This is a genomic window from Varibaculum sp. (genome assembly GCF_008661855.1).
In the GTDB taxonomy this organism is placed as follows: Bacteria; Actinomycetota; Actinomycetes; order Actinomycetales; family Actinomycetaceae; genus Varibaculum; species Varibaculum timonense_A.
The window spans coordinates 38,574-52,410 of the sequence record NZ_RPZY01000061.1; the positions used below are offsets into that span (position 1 = coordinate 38,574).

Consider the following 13,837-nt stretch of genomic DNA (forward strand, 5'->3'; position numbering starts at 1 on the left):
GGTTTAGGCGTCCTCGTCAATAGAAATTAGCTGGCAGAGGACGCGCACTAAATCCTCGGGTAAAGCCTTTAGAATGGGAGCAAGAAAGGAACAAATTTTTTTATGAATCAGTCCCCCTTGCTGCCGTTACGTGAAGAACTGGCCGCTGTCACCCCCTATGGAGCGCCTCAGTTGGAGGTTGAGGCGCGCTTGAATGTAAACGAGAATCCCTATTCTCCCAGCCCGGAAATGGTAGCTGATATTGCTAAAGCGGTGGCTAGGGTAGGGACAGGGTTGAACCGTTATCCAGATCGGGATTTTGTGGAACTTCGCCAAGCCTTAGCGGACTATTTGCTCCTAGAATGCGGTCATAGTTTCCCTGTTCAACATATTTGGGCCGCTAACGGCTCGAATGAGGTGATGGCACAGCTGCTGGGTGCTTATGCGGGGCCGGGACGGATTGTTTTAGGAACCGAGCATTCTTACTCTATGTATCCCGAGTATGTGCGGGGCGCGCACTCGCGCTATGTTACGGTTCCTCGGCAAAGTGACTTTAATGTTGATTTAACGGTTTTAACTGGGGCTTTACAAGATTTGCGGCCTAGCGTTTTGCTACTGGCTAACCCGAATAACCCTACGGGTACGGTTATTACTGAAGCTGACCTGAAACAGATTTTGCAGGTAGCACAGCAGACCGGTCCCATTATTGACGGTGAATCTACCGCAACAGTAGTGGTAATTGACGAGGCGTACGGGGAGTTCCGGGATTCGGGTCAGCCCAGCGCCCTCGCCCTCTTAGAAAAATTCCCGCACCTGGCAGTTTCGCGTACCATGTCCAAGTCGTTCGGTATGGCCGGTTTGCGGCTGGGCTACCTGGTGGCAGCAAAGACCATAATCTACGATATTATGCGAGTGCGTTTGCCCTATCACCTGTCTGCACTTACCCAGGCGGCGGCTATCGCGGCTTTGTCTCACGCGAGCGAACAACTTGACCAGCTTGCCCAGTTGCGTAAGCGCCGAGATAAACTCGCTAGCTGGCTTGCAGCTCAGGGGTATGTTGTGCCGAAAACTCAAGCCAATTTTGTGCTCTTTGGTCCATTTGAAAATCGACATAAAGTGTTTAATGACTTATTAGAACGCGGAGTGCTGATTCGAGAGGTCGGACCGACCGGGTTTTTAAGGGTTAGTATCGGTAGCGAACGGGAAGATCAGGCGTTTCGCGCCGCATTGGAGGAGGTAACCAAATGAGCCGTGTCGGCAAGGTAACGCGGAAAACCCAAGAATCAGAGATTACGGTAGCGATTGATCTCGACGGTTCCGGGCAGAGCCAGATTTCTACCGGAGTTCCTTTCTATGACCATATGCTGACTGCATTGTCTAAACATTCCCTGATTGATATGCAGATTCAGGCTAGTGGTGACCTTGAGGTTGATGTCCACCACACGGTAGAGGACACTGCGATTTGTTTAGGTAAAGCCTTGAAGCAAGCCTTGGGGGACAAACGGGGGATTCGCCGCTTCGCTGATGCGACTATTCCTTTAGATGAGGCTCTCGCCAGGGCGGTGGTAGATGTGGCAGGTCGTCCTTATTGCGTGCATGGCGCAGAACCGGAAGGACAACAATATCACCTGATAGGCGGGCATTTTACTGGGGCTTTAACCCGGCACGTGTGGGAGTCGTTTGCTTACAATGCCGAGATTTGTTTGCATGTGCAACTGCTTTCTGGACGCGATCCGCACCATATTGTAGAGGCACAGTTTAAGGCGGTTGCGCGGGCTTTGCGGGGCGCGGTAGAGCTAGATTCACGGGTAGAAGGTATCCCCTCGACGAAAGGTGCTCTGTGACGGTTTCAGGAATTCCAGAGGACGATCAGGGACGTAGTGAAAATAATCGCTCTGGTAGGGGCGATTCTTCCAGTGAGGGCTGGTCGCGTAATAATGATGATTTCGGCGACTTGGATTCTCAGATGAAACCGGAAGATTTCTTCGATGAAGTCATTGCCCAGTCGGGGCTGGATGGTGAGGAGCTAGACGGATTCCAGGAAGAAGTAGATCAGGATTTACAGGCCTGGAAACACCTTGAAGACCTGCCTCCGGAGCCGGGAGATGTCGCATTGGTGCTGACTAATCTGTTAGAGCCGCTTCCCCTTGCCACTATGATGGCGGCGCATGAAATAGATGGGCGAATTGTGGAAACCGAGTCGGGTTGTGTGGTTTGGAAAAGGCTGACTACCACCCCTGATGATGAGCTTGAAGCTCTGCTAGGTGAGGCGCGTCCGGTTTCTAAAGAGGCGGAGGCTCTTGCCATGACAGTATCTAAAATTACTCCCTACGGGGCAGTATTATTTGTCTCTACCTTGCGTTCTGATTCTGATGCTGACCCTGGTGTTCAAGGGCAGATTAGTGCCCGTGTCTATTATGATGGTCGTTTTGACCGCACGATTCCGGCGGGACCTTTAGTTTCTTGTGCTGATGAACGTATCGAGGATTTGTTACTTGGTCGCACTTCCCCCGAGGATTATCCTCAGGTAGAGCCACCGCGTCTGCGCGATTTACCAGGTATTTTATTGCGGCAACTTCGTGGTCTCCAGCAAGATGTCCGGCGTCAAAAAGGCAAAGATGACCAGAAGGGCGATAATGGTGACTAAACAGGTTGCGGTTTTCGACTATGGTTCTGGCAATGTGCGCTCGGTGGTTAATGCCCTGCGTCATATCGGGGTAGATGCGCAGCTAACCAGTGATTTTTCCACCTGTATGCAAGTAGATGGTTTGGTAGTGCCTGGGGTTGGGGCTTTTGCCTCGGTAATGGCAGATTTGCGATCTCGACGCGGTGATATCCTGATTGATCGCCGTCTGGCAGGAGGGCGCGCGGTACTGGGGATTTGTGTAGGTATGCAAATCATGTTTGAACGAGGAATCGAACACGGGGAAGATGTCTTAGGACTGGGGGAATGGCCGGGAATAGTAGAGAAGCTGAACGCTCCGATTGTCCCCCATATGGGCTGGTCAAAGCTGGAAGTGGGGGAGGGGTCTTGCCTATTTTCAGGAATAGAGGACGAACGTTTTTATTTTGTACACTCTTACGGGGTGTTAGCTGACCCGGCTGGACATTACCGTCAGTCTGACCGAATGAAACCCCCGATTTTTTCGTGGGCAACCCATGGGCAGCGTTTTGTTGCCGCCGTTGAAAATGGGCCGTTATCTGCTACCCAGTTCCATCCGGAAAAATCAGGGGAAGCAGGGATGGAGCTTCTTCGTAACTGGACGCGAGCGTTATAGGGGGAAATAGATGTTAGAACTGTTACCGGCCGTAGATATTGTGGACGGTCAAGCTGTACGTTTGCATCAAGGCCAGGCCGGCAGTGAGAAGGTTTACGGCAATCCTTTACAGATGGCGCTCTCTTTTGCGGATGCCGGTGCTTCCTGGCTGCATCTTGTAGATTTAGATGCGGCTTTTGGGCGGGGAAATAACGTGTCAGTGGTGCAAGAAATTGTGAAAACTGTGTCCCTAAAGGTTGAGGTTTCTGGGGGGATTCGTGATGATGACTCGCTAGAAAGGGTGCTTGCCGCGGGGGCGAGGCGGGTAAATCTGGGTACTGCCGCTATCGAGAAACCGGAGTGGACTGCCAAAGTTATTGGTAAATATGGCGATGCGATTGCGGTCGGTTTAGATGTTCGTGGTACTACGGTGGCAACTCATGGTTGGACTAAGGATGCGGGGGATCTTTTTGACCTGATTGGATACTTGGATGCAGCGGGGTGCGCCCGCTATGTGGTTACCGATGTGATGCGGGACGGGACTTTGAACGGCCCTAATACTCACCTGCTGGCACAAGTTTGTCAGGCAACCAAGGCGAAAGTGGTCGCTAGCGGCGGGGTTAGTTCTCTAGAGGATTTGCGTGCCTTGCGGGCATTGACCGACCTGGGGCTGGAGGGAGTCATTGTCGGGAAAGCGCTTTATGCGCAGGCTTTCACGATTGAGCAGGCTCTGATGGTAGCTTCCGGGAGTGAATAGTTTGTCCGCCATCCGCCGGGGAAATCCTGCTTTAGGTTTCGATAAGTCTTTACCTCCCTCTCAAGAGGACGCGATTTTGCGTGCTTTGACTCGCAAAGTTAATCCCGCCGACCGAGGCGATATTGAGCCAAATATGGCGGCAGCATTTGCGCAATCGGATTTTTCTGAATGCCTTAAAGCTATTGCTGCTGCTTTAGAGCTAGGACGAGTCATTTTGCCGGTTGTTCCGCACGCGGTTACGGCGGAAAATCCCTGTTCTAGTGGAAGTTTGCCCCAGCTTCAGTTAGAAAAAGTTGCCGGGGTGAGGGCGGTTCCGGTTTTTTCTTGTCTTTCGACTTTTGAGGCGGCTATCAAAACCGGCTTGGCTGCTTCTTTGCTGAATGAGGACGCACAGGGGGAAACTACTAGCTCGGCTAGTGCCCGCCCTTTGCCGGTTAATGCCCGCGCCCTCGCCCTTACTGCTTTAAATAATCCGGGTAGGATTTTGCTCGATGGTCGGTACCTTTTACCTCGTCCCTTGCTTAATGCGCTTGCCAGTGGAGATGAGTGGCTTCCGGCTTGGGAGAATCCTAATTTTTTAACTCAGATTTCACTCCTGGTTGAGCAGGTTTTTCCGGGTGCTTCTTGGTCGGTTGTTCCTCGCCCAGCTGGGATTGATCAGCTGCTAATCGCGCTTGACCCCACTATTACTGACCTTGCTGACGCTTTAAATAGCTTGCAAAACCGGATTAACTGTCTGGAAAACTTAAGAGAGTCGGTTGATTTATTGGCGGTCACCCCGGTTCCTACCTCTTGACGCTAGCAATCTCTAAGGGCGTGCTTAGCGGTGTTCGCAACTACTGATTTCGGATGGTGTTCGCAAATGTTTCCGGTACACCAGAGGACGAAGCGCGGCTGCCAGCCCATATAGGGTTATCAACCCCATTACGATTGCAGAGCCGGAGGCGGCGGCGGTGAAATAGGAAAATACCAGTCCCGCTATACAGGTGAGCATTCCCAGTAACATAGCCCATCCCATGGTGGCGTTGAATGAGCGCGCATATATTTGGGCAATAGCTACCGGCACAATCATTAGGGCTGACACTAACAGTACTCCCACTACTCGCATAGCGGTCGATACTGTTAGAGCGCTAACCAGCGCTAAACAGATGGTAAGTCGGCGTACCGGGATTCCGCAGGCGAGCGCAAACTCTTCATCGTTGCAGATGGAGAAGAGCTCGCGGCGCATTCCTAGCCCAAAAACGAGAATTAAAACTGATAGCGCAATAGTTAAATAAACATCCGACCAGGACACCGCAGCGATGGATCCAAAGAGGTAAGAGTTTAACTGGTTGGTAGAGCCTCCAGCTAGGGAGATTACCAGCACTCCGGAGGCGATACCGCCGTAAAAAAGGAGCGCCATAGCCACGTCTGCACTGGCTGCGCCTTTGGCTCTTACCAGTTCAATAATTACGGCTCCGATTATTGAGGCGATTACGGCTCCGGGAATGGCTAAGGCGTCACCTCCGGCTATTTCGGTTAGGTTACCGACTACCCAGCCTAGAGCCACCCCGGTCAGGGCAACGTGCCCGATTCCGTCTCCTAGTAAAGATAGGCGGCGCTGCACTAGATAAGTGCCAATTACCGGTGCGCTTAAACCAACGAGAACTGCCACTATCAGTGAGCGCAGGAAGAAAGGGGAGGATAGGAGGGATTCCCAATCGGCGGTAAAGCTGGAAGTGAGGGAATGTGTCCTCGGGTTTAAAGGTAAACCGTACGCCTGTCCGGGGGCGGAAGTTGAAGATAACGAGCTAGGGAGGTAGCTGGGGTAATTAATCATTTTTCTTCTACCATCAGGGAGGATTGGGGCTGGTTAGTGGGAGTGTCGCTGGCAATTTGCCCGGATACCAGGGTGATGGTGCGATCGATTAGGGGGGCTAAATAGCCGTGTTCGTGTAGCACAATCAGCATGGTTTTACCGGATTGTTTTGCTCGGTTAATTATGTCGGCTAGGCTCTTGGCACTTTGACGGTCAATACCTGCCAGGGGTTCGTCCATAATCAAGAATTCTGGCTCACGTACTAGGGCGCGGGCAATCAATACTCGCTGTTGCTGTCCGCCCGAGAGGAACTGGAATTTTTTGTTTGCTGCCTCGCCTAGTCCGACTTCTTGGAGCGCTTTCAGGGCGCGTTCTTTATCGGAGTGTTTTTTCCTTAGCCGACCGGCGGGGAGTAGCCCAGAACGCACCACTTCCAGGGCGGTTGCTGGTATTGTGCCGGACATTGTTTTTCGTTGAGGAACGTAGCCGACTCTAGCTAGGGCTTTAGCGTGGGTTTTATCGCTGGTTTTCGCTCCAAAAATCTCAATTTTACCTGCACTGACCGGGTTTAGTCCGATTGCGGTGCGTACCAAAGTAGATTTTCCGGAGCCGTTTTCTCCGCACAGTGCCACTGTGCTTCCCGCTTCGATTGCTAGGTTTATATTTTTGAGAATCAAATTGCCCGTTAGGGCGACAGATAAATCTGTCGCCCTAAGAGGAATGGATGTGGTTTCAGCTTCTATACGCATTTCATGGCTTTGCTTAGTTTTGTGAGGTTATCTTCCATTACTTGCAGGTAATCCCGGCTTTTATCTACTTGGATTTCTAGGGGGTCAAGCACTTCGGATTTGATTCCCAGCTGCTCGGCGAGAGTTTTGGTGTCTTTATCTCCTAGGGCGCTTTCCGAAAATAGTACGTTAACTTTCTTTTGCTTGGCAATGTTTGCGACTTCTTGGAGCCGTCCGATAGAGGTTTCAGCTTCCGGATCGACTCCTTTTACCCCTATCTGTTCAAATCCGTACCGTTTCGCTAGATATCCGTAGGCTTCGTGAGCAGTGATTACGGTGGGAGTAGCGCATTTTTTTAGACCGGTTTGGTATTTTTTGTCCAGCGAGCTGAGCTTTTCTTGTAAAGCCTTGCCATTTTTTCATAGGTGGAGGCGTGGGCACTATCGGCTTTAGACAGGGTTTGCACTACCTGGGGTACGATTGCCGATAGGCGTTCTGGGTCTAGCCAAAAGTGGGGATCGAAGCCTCCGTGATGATGATGACCGGATTCATGGTTGTGTTCTTTTGATTCCTTAGCCTGTCCTGCTTCTTCGTGCTGATGTTCTTTTTCGTGTTCTTCGTGATGCTCGTGCTCTTCCTCGTGGTCTTCGTTTTCTGTAGAGGAGAGCTTATCTAGTTTGGCTGCTTTAGCTACGTCTAATGCGTTCTTGGGGGCTGCTTCTTTTACCGCATCGTCTACCGCGGATTGGAAACCTGACAGGTAGATTAGGGCATCTGCCTGCGACATGGTGGTGAGGTCTTTTGCTGATAGTTCTACCTCGTGGGCTTCGCCTGCGGGGGTTAGGTTGGTTACGTTTACCATTTCTCCGCCTACCTGGCTAGTTACATAGGCGAGGGGGTAAAAGGAGGCAACGGCGTTTACTTTGCCTTTTTCTGAGGTTTGTGCGGTGTTAGAGCATCCGCTGAGAGCTAGGGCGCCTATCGCGGCAGCGCAGATTATTGTGGTCATTCCTTTACGCATGAGCAAAAATATAAACGATAACCGTTCTCAAAAGCAAAATGAAGTGCAGGTCGTGTTTTTTTTGCTGACCAGATTACGGGGCTCTTTAATCTCGGTTATGCTCAGGTTTAGAGGTGTAAATCACGCTGAAGCGTTCTAGTGCTAGTAAAGCGGAACGAAGCCGGTAGAATCTGGGAAGTGGCGCTTTTGCGCCGGAAACAAGGTTAAGGAGACAAAAGTGGCTGAAACCCCCTCGAAGTTAGATAGCGTAATCAATCTGGCAAAACGGCGTGGATTTGTCTACCCGTGTGGGGAAATTTATGGTGGAACCCGTTCCGCCTGGGATTATGGTCCATTAGGGGTAGAGCTAAAAGAAAACATTAAACGGCAGTGGTGGAACCGGGTGGTGCGTTCGCGCTCCGACGTGGTGGGGCTAGATTCTTCAGTAATTTTACCCCCCAAAGTCTGGGAAGCCTCCGGTCACCTCAAGGCTTTCACCGATCCTTTGATTGAATGCACCTCCTGCCATACCCGTCACCGCCAGGACGAACTGCAAGAAGCCTATGCGGAAAAACACCAGCTCGCTTCGGCAGACGAAGTATCTATGGAGGACGCGCCTTGCCCTGGCTGCGGAAAGCGAGGACTGTGGACTCAGCCCAAAGCTTTCTCCGGTTTGTTAAAGACTTTCCTCGGGCCGGTAGATGATGAAAAAGGTCTACACTTCCTGCGCCCCGAAACCGCGCAAGGTATTTTTATCAACTTCGCAAATGTGATGTCATCTGCCCGTATGAAACCTCCTTTTGGAATCGGGCAGATTGGAAAATCTTTCCGCAACGAAATCACCCCCGGTAACTTTATTTTCCGCACCCGCGAATTTGAACAGATGGAATTAGAATTCTTCTGTGAAGCTGGTTCTGATGAACAGTGGCATCAATACTGGATTGATGAGCGCCTAGATTGGTATCGCAGCCTGGGAATCAGTGATGATAACCTGCGTCTATATGAGCATCCGAAAGAAAAACTCTCGCATTATTCTAAACGGACTGTAGATATTGAATATGCTTTCGGTTTCCAAGGCTCAAAATGGGGCGAACTAGAGGGAATTGCCAACCGTACTGACTATGACCTGGGAGTACATCAAGAAGCTTCCGGGAAGAATCTAGATTATTTTGATCAAGACAAAGGTAAGCGTTGGACTCCCTATGTGATTGAACCCTCTGCCGGTCTAACCCGCTCTCTGATGGCGTTTATGGTGGAAGCCTACTGTGAGGACGAGGCTCCCAACGCTAAAGGGGGAGTAGACAAACGCACGGTGTTACGTCTGGATCGACGCCTCGCCCCGGTAAAAGTGGCAGTTTTGCCCCTTTCACGTAAGGATGAACTCACCGGTCCGGCTCAAGAGCTGGCACAGGAACTGCGCGCTAATTGGAATATCGACTATGACCAGGCAGGACAGGTTGGTAGACGCTATCGCCGTCAAGATGAAATTGGCACGCCTTTCTGCGTCACTTACGATTTCCAGTCCCTAGATGATCAATGTGTTACTGTGCGCGATCGGGACTCGATGGAACAGGAACGGGTAAAAATTGAGGAGCTAACTACTTATCTAGCTTCCCGTCTGCTCGGCTGTTAAGGCAGGGTGCCTTTGCATCTCCATTCCACTCATTCAAAGCGCCTTAGGCGAGATGATAGGGTACTTCGACGTGCCCGCTTGCTGCTAGGTGCGCTGATAGTACCGATTTTACTGGCAATTATTGGCGGGATTGTAGCTCTATATACCCCTAATCCTTTAGGGGATTCTGTGCAACAGTGGGCGCAGCAAGGGGCTAATCGTTTAAGCGGTGAGGTGACTGGTCTAGACGGTAACAAATGTTTGATTAGTGGACTTAAGTTCCCGCAGAGCTCTGCTGACCCTACCGGCGGTATCCAGGAGACTCAACCTTTAGTGTGCGTAAAAGTCCTGGAAGGACAGTGGAAAAACAAAATAGTTCCAGTCAGGATTCCCGAAGAATCTAAATCTGCGATTCGGGTAGGAACTGCGGTTTGGATGCTTTACGATGTCGATGCGGCTTCTACGGGTACTCCGTTCCTATTCACCGATATTAAACGAGGCAACGCCCTATTGATATTGGCCGCGCTTTATGTGGTGGTGGTGCTGGCAGTAGCAGGTAGGCGCGGTTTTTTGGCGCTCCTGGGGCTGTTGGCGTCCTCCTTGGTGATTGTGTTCTTTATTCTGCCGGCTTTAATGGCAGGTCAGCCCCCAATGCTAGTTACTTTGGCAGGTGTGGGGGCAATAATGTTTCTTTCGGTGTATCTGGCACACGGGGTTACTATTCGCACCACGACTGCCCTAATAGGCACCCTTTTGGGGCTGTTAATAACGGTTCTGCTTGCCTATATCGGTACGCGGGCGGTAGGTATTAGCGGGGCAAGCGACGAGGACGCCTTGATTTTGGGTACGCAACTGCCGGTATTGTCGCTTCCCTCCCTGTTTATGTGTGGAGTTGTAATCGCGGGTCTTGGGGCTCTAAATGATGTGACTATTACCCAGGCCTCGGCGGTGTGGGAGCTAGATGAAGCTGATCCCTTGATGAACCGGCGGAAACTGTTTTCTCGGGCGATGCGGATAGGGCGCGACCATATTGCTTCCACGGTTTATACTTTGGCTTTCGCCTACGTGGGGACAGCGCTTCCCACCTTGATTTTAGCGATGCTCTCGCAGCGTCCGTTTTTGGAGCTGCTTACGGTGTCCCAAATTTCCGAAGAAATAGTTAGAACTCTGGTTGCCTCTGTCGGACTGGTTTTGGCAATTCCAGCCACTACTTTGGTGGGGACATTCCTGGTCAAATTGGTTTCTAATTCTTCTGCAAAGAACCTATCGGCAGATAAGGGTAGTGAAGATTTGGCAGCGCGCTCCGCGAGCGATAACGGGGAGGTTTCCTCCCTCAAGTCGGAAGTGGACAATTTCGATTCAAAATCGATTGCATCAGTATCGGAAAACCTAACTACCTCGGCTAATAAACTAGCGTCAGCTAGCGTTTCAGTGCTTCATACCTACGGAAATAGTGAATCTAGCTCTCGTGACCTGGGAGATGGTAATGTCCACTAAATTAGGGCAAATTACGATTGGAACTGCGCTGGCTTTAGCCCCGATGGCGGGGGTAACTAACGCGCCATTCCGGCGGATTTGTCGTCAGCAAGCTCAAAGGGCCTTGGCTGATTGCGGGATTAAATCTGACACTACAGCCCCCTATGGGATTTATGTTTGTGAAATGATTACTGCCCGGGCACTGGTAGAACAAAATCCTGTCACCCTTAGCTTGCTGAAACCTGATATGGAAGAACAGCTGCGCTCGGTGCAGCTGCATGGCGTTGATCCGTGCGCGATGGGCTCGGCTGCGCAGATTCTGGTTGAACAGGGACTAGCAGATCATCTAGATATCAATTTTGGCTGTCCGGTACCGAAAGTGACTCGCAAAGGCGGGGGAGCAGCTTTGCCTTGGAAACTTGACCGTTTCCGTCAGATTGTTGCCGCAGTTATCGCCGGAGCCAAGCGGGGAGCAGATAAGGCTGCTAAAAGTTTTCCCGTGCCGGTGACCTGTAAGATTCGTGTTGGGATTGATGATAACCATTTGACCTATTTAGATGTGGCTCAGATTGCTGCCGAAGAGGGGTGTAGCGCGGTTTTCTTACATGGACGTACCGCTAATCAATACTATTCTGGCAGCGCTAACTGGGCGGCGATAAAAACCCTAGTGTCACTGCTTGATATTCCAGTATGGGGTAATGGGGATATTTTCTCGGGTCAAGACGCCCAAAAGATGTTGGAGCAAACTGGTTGTGCCGGGGTGCAAGTTGGTCGCGGTTGCCAGGGACGTCCGTGGCTGTTCTATGACTTAACCTGTGCTTTACATGGGGTAGATCGTCAGGCTGAACCTAGTTTAGGGCAGGTTTGTGACCTGGCTTTTAATCATGCTCAGTTGCTGGTTTCCTGGATGGGCAGTGAAGAACGTGCTCTGCGTGATATGCGTAAGCATTTAGGATGGTATTTTCGGGGTTTCCCATTGGGGGGAGAGTACCGGGTAAAACTTAGCAGCACGTCCTCCTTAAAAGAGTTAGAACAATTGTTTTCTAGTTTAGATAGGGATTTGCCATACCCGCCCTCGGCTTTGGGTAAACGAGGGCGCGCCGGTCATGCCCGCAAGACTCATCTGCCGGAGGGCTGGCTACAATCACGGGAGGTTGATGAGCAAGCAGAGCGAGTATTGCAGGCGGCTAAACTCGATACTTCTCTTGATGCGGGTGGTTATTGATCGAAAATGCTTAGCGGGCAGTTTAGACTGGGAAATGTGAAAAGTGCGCCCTATTCTCCCCGTGACCGCGAACGTTTCAAAGCTGAGCCTCCCAAGTCCTCGGAGCGTACCGACTATGCTCGCGACCGGGCACGGATTATGTATTCGTCGGCGTTGCGCCGTTTAGGGGCAAAGACGCAGGTAGTAGGGCCATCTACGGATTCTTTTGTGAGGACACGCCTGACACACTCTATCGAAGTCTCCCAGGTGGGGAGGTCTTTGGGACTGGAACTGGGGTGTGATCCCGATATTGTGGATGCTGCTTGTCAAGCTCATGACCTGGGGCATCCTCCTTTTGGGCATAATGGTGAGCGCGCATTAAATCAGGTGGCTGCGAGTATTGGGGGATTTGAAGGCAATGCCCAGACTTTTCGGCTGCTTACCCGCTTAGAACCAAAAATATTGGGAGACGATGGTCGCTATCTGGGGTTGAACTTGACCCGCGCCACTTTGGATGCGGTCTGTAAATATCCTTGGCTCAAAGGGCAGGGGGCGGATTCGGATTATTCGACCCGCAAATATAATTGTTATGACGAGGACGCGGAAGTTTTCACCTGGATGCGTACTTTTTCTCCGCCCCATCAGAGGTGTTTGGAAGCCCAAATCATGGATATTTCTGATGATATTGCCTATTCGGTTCACGATGTAGAGGACGCGATTCAAACCGGGGAGCTAGATCCGGCTTCTTTTGAGCAGTCTCAGGTGCGTGAACAGGTGTTTCAATCCTGTATTGACTGGTATGGGGCGGGGCAGGTAGAGCTGCTTCCCCTCGCATGGGAGCGAATTACTTCCCATCCGTCCTGGCTTAATAGTTTTAATGGTTCTTATCAGGATATGGCTCAGCTTAAAGATATGACCAGTCAGTTGATTGGGCGTTTTTGCCAGGCGGTGGCGAGCGCTACTTTAGAGGCGGCTGGTTCGTCTCCGTTACATCGTTATGATGCTGACCTGGTAATTCCGCCAGACACTTTGGCGGAAATTAAGGTGTTAAAGGGGATGGCAGCAGCTTTTGTGATGCAGCCTCGCGAAAAAGACCCGATTCATTTACAGCAGCGTACCCTGGTTTTCGAGCTTTCGGATGCGCTCTGGGAGCGTCCAGAGCTTTTAGAGGAACCGTATTTGACGCTTTGGCGCAGAGCAGAAAATGATAATCAGCGTCAGCGAGCTATAGTTGATCAAATTGCTTCTTTAACCGATACCTCGGCACATCAGTGGCATGGACGTATCTGTGGAATGTTCCGTTCCCTACAGAGCTGATTTATGGTTTAAAAACCGTCGGGGTAATTCTTATTATTTGGAAAGCCATTCCATTTTATTTGGGATTTAGATTTTTCTGCTTTCTTTTCCTCAATTATCCCTCTAAATATCTCAGCAAATGATTTTGAGCTGGCGTCATCGTCACTATTATCTTTGTCGGAGTCATCGTTATTTTCGTCCTTTTCCAACCAGCGATCAAGTGGGTCTGCAATAAAAGGTAGAATAAACGGTATTGGTATCCACAAGAGACCGAGAGCTATAAAGACAGTGCTCCAAGGAATTTTTATCCCGGGGACAACTAAAACAAAATAGAACACGTTGTTTTCGAGATATCGAACAAATAGAGCCAGAAGGGCAACCCCAAGTCCAATTAATGCAGCTTGTGCGAGCCGGGGAGCAAGTAACAGATAATCGTCTAGGGAATTAATTACTCTGTCGGAATTGGGCTTAGGCATAGCCGGTAGGCTGTTTTCGGTGACTTTTTCCTGGGTAGAGTGAAACGGAGTTGGGCGTGAAGGATAAGAGGTAGGGGGGGTGTGAGCGGAGTCTGCCTTAGCTAGGGGCTGAGGCGGGGAAGGTGGCTGCAAAGATTGATTATCCTGGGCAATCTGCGGAGGTCGTGGAGGTAGTGGAGGCTGCGATTCTTGCCAAGGCTGCGCCGGTTGTGCGCCGCTGTAAGGGTGTGGAGGCTGCGGAGACTGGAGAGGGG

13 protein-coding genes and 1 pseudogene are annotated in these 13,837 nt (G+C 50.9%); 10 read left to right on the forward strand and 4 right to left on the reverse strand.

Annotated elements, in window-relative coordinates; all coding sequences use genetic code 11:
* The first annotated feature begins 102 nt into the window (after positions 1–102).
* From QZT94_RS08770 to QZT94_RS08795, 6 genes are read left to right on the forward strand one after another with little or no spacing between them, the layout of a single operon-like run.
* Entirely contained in the window at positions 103–1,227 is a 1,125-nt protein-coding gene (locus tag QZT94_RS08770) for a histidinol-phosphate transaminase (RefSeq protein ID WP_296762541.1), read from the forward strand.
* A complete protein-coding gene (gene hisB, locus QZT94_RS08775; protein ID WP_072510055.1) occupies positions 1,224–1,823 on the forward strand; it encodes an imidazoleglycerol-phosphate dehydratase HisB in 600 nt (199 codons plus the stop codon). Before QZT94_RS08770 ends, hisB begins: the two co-directional genes overlap by 4 nt.
* Positions 1,820–2,626, forward strand: a complete 807-nt coding sequence (locus QZT94_RS08780) for a hypothetical protein (protein WP_270625052.1) — start codon at positions 1,820–1,822, stop codon at positions 2,624–2,626. Before hisB ends, QZT94_RS08780 begins: the two co-directional genes overlap by 4 nt.
* Positions 2,616–3,257: an imidazole glycerol phosphate synthase subunit HisH gene (gene hisH / locus QZT94_RS08785; RefSeq protein WP_296762538.1), complete on the forward strand. Its 642-nt coding sequence runs from the start codon at positions 2,616–2,618 to the stop codon at positions 3,255–3,257. Before QZT94_RS08780 ends, hisH begins: the two co-directional genes overlap by 11 nt.
* Positions 3,258–3,267: 10 nt before the next feature.
* The gene (gene priA / locus QZT94_RS08790; protein WP_296762536.1) at positions 3,268–3,993 is read left to right on the forward strand and encodes a bifunctional 1-(5-phosphoribosyl)-5-((5-phosphoribosylamino)methylideneamino)imidazole-4-carboxamide isomerase/phosphoribosylanthranilate isomerase PriA; all 726 of its coding nucleotides are present in this window, start codon (positions 3,268–3,270) and stop codon (positions 3,991–3,993) included.
* A complete protein-coding gene (locus QZT94_RS08795) occupies positions 3,986–4,789 on the forward strand; it encodes a hypothetical protein (RefSeq protein WP_270625058.1) in 804 nt (267 codons plus the stop codon). The genes priA and QZT94_RS08795 overlap by 8 nt, the downstream gene beginning before the upstream one ends.
* 24 nt (positions 4,790–4,813) lie before the next feature.
* Here the strand turns inward: QZT94_RS08795 and QZT94_RS08800 are convergent, their stop codons facing one another.
* The 3 genes and pseudogenes from QZT94_RS08800 to QZT94_RS08935 form a co-directional block, all read right to left on the reverse strand.
* Complete coding sequence (locus QZT94_RS08800; RefSeq protein WP_270625060.1) at positions 4,814–5,812, reverse strand: metal ABC transporter permease; 999 nt, start codon at positions 5,810–5,812, stop codon at positions 4,814–4,816.
* Complete coding sequence (locus QZT94_RS08805) at positions 5,809–6,540, reverse strand: ATP-binding cassette domain-containing protein (protein ID WP_270625062.1); 732 nt, start codon at positions 6,538–6,540, stop codon at positions 5,809–5,811. The genes QZT94_RS08800 and QZT94_RS08805 overlap by 4 nt, the downstream gene beginning before the upstream one ends.
* Positions 6,531–7,540, reverse strand: a pseudogene (locus QZT94_RS08935) (metal ABC transporter substrate-binding protein). Before QZT94_RS08935 ends, QZT94_RS08805 begins: the two are co-directional and overlap by 10 nt.
* A 217-nt stretch (positions 7,541–7,757) precedes the next feature.
* On the opposite strand from QZT94_RS08935, the gene QZT94_RS08815 reads away from it, so the two are divergent.
* The 4 genes from QZT94_RS08815 to QZT94_RS08830 are packed head-to-tail and all read left to right on the forward strand — an operon-like array spanning position 7,758 to position 13,128.
* The gene (locus QZT94_RS08815) at positions 7,758–9,152 is read left to right on the forward strand and encodes a glycine--tRNA ligase (RefSeq protein ID WP_296762527.1); all 1,395 of its coding nucleotides are present in this window, start codon (positions 7,758–7,760) and stop codon (positions 9,150–9,152) included.
* 6 nt (positions 9,153–9,158) lie between these two features.
* The gene (locus tag QZT94_RS08820; protein ID WP_296762525.1) at positions 9,159–10,628 is read left to right on the forward strand and encodes a YibE/F family protein; all 1,470 of its coding nucleotides are present in this window, start codon (positions 9,159–9,161) and stop codon (positions 10,626–10,628) included.
* Entirely contained in the window at positions 10,618–11,832 is a 1,215-nt protein-coding gene (gene dusB, locus QZT94_RS08825) for a tRNA dihydrouridine synthase DusB (protein ID WP_333558155.1), read from the forward strand. Before QZT94_RS08820 ends, dusB begins: the two co-directional genes overlap by 11 nt.
* A gap of 36 nt (positions 11,833–11,868) precedes the next feature.
* The gene (locus QZT94_RS08830; protein ID WP_296762523.1) at positions 11,869–13,128 is read left to right on the forward strand and encodes a deoxyguanosinetriphosphate triphosphohydrolase; all 1,260 of its coding nucleotides are present in this window, start codon (positions 11,869–11,871) and stop codon (positions 13,126–13,128) included.
* An 8-nt stretch (positions 13,129–13,136) separates the two neighbouring features.
* On the opposite strand, the gene QZT94_RS08835 is transcribed toward QZT94_RS08830, so the two are convergent.
* Positions 13,137–13,583: a hypothetical protein gene (locus tag QZT94_RS08835; RefSeq protein WP_296762521.1), complete on the reverse strand. Its 447-nt coding sequence runs from the start codon at positions 13,581–13,583 to the stop codon at positions 13,137–13,139.
* Between the last annotated feature and the right edge of the window lie 254 nt (positions 13,584–13,837).

Coding starts and splice junctions, on each gene's coding strand:
- QZT94_RS08770 (WP_296762541.1), top strand. CDS start 103: ATGAATCAGTCCCCCTTGCTGCCGTTACGTGAAGAACTGGCCGCTGTC.
- hisB (WP_072510055.1), top strand. CDS start 1,224: ATGAGCCGTGTCGGCAAGGTAACGCGGAAAACCCAAGAATCAGAGATT.
- hisH (WP_296762538.1), top strand. CDS start 2,616: ATGGTGACTAAACAGGTTGCGGTTTTCGACTATGGTTCTGGCAATGTG.
- priA (WP_296762536.1), top strand. CDS start 3,268: ATGTTAGAACTGTTACCGGCCGTAGATATTGTGGACGGTCAAGCTGTA.
- QZT94_RS08800 (WP_270625060.1), bottom strand. CDS start 5,812: ATGATTAATTACCCCAGCTACCTCCCTAGCTCGTTATCTTCAACTTCC.
- QZT94_RS08805 (WP_270625062.1), bottom strand. CDS start 6,540: ATGCGTATAGAAGCTGAAACCACATCCATTCCTCTTAGGGCGACAGAT.
- dusB (WP_333558155.1), top strand. CDS start 10,618: ATGTCCACTAAATTAGGGCAAATTACGATTGGAACTGCGCTGGCTTTA.
- QZT94_RS08835 (WP_296762521.1), bottom strand. CDS start 13,583: ATGCCTAAGCCCAATTCCGACAGAGTAATTAATTCCCTAGACGATTAT.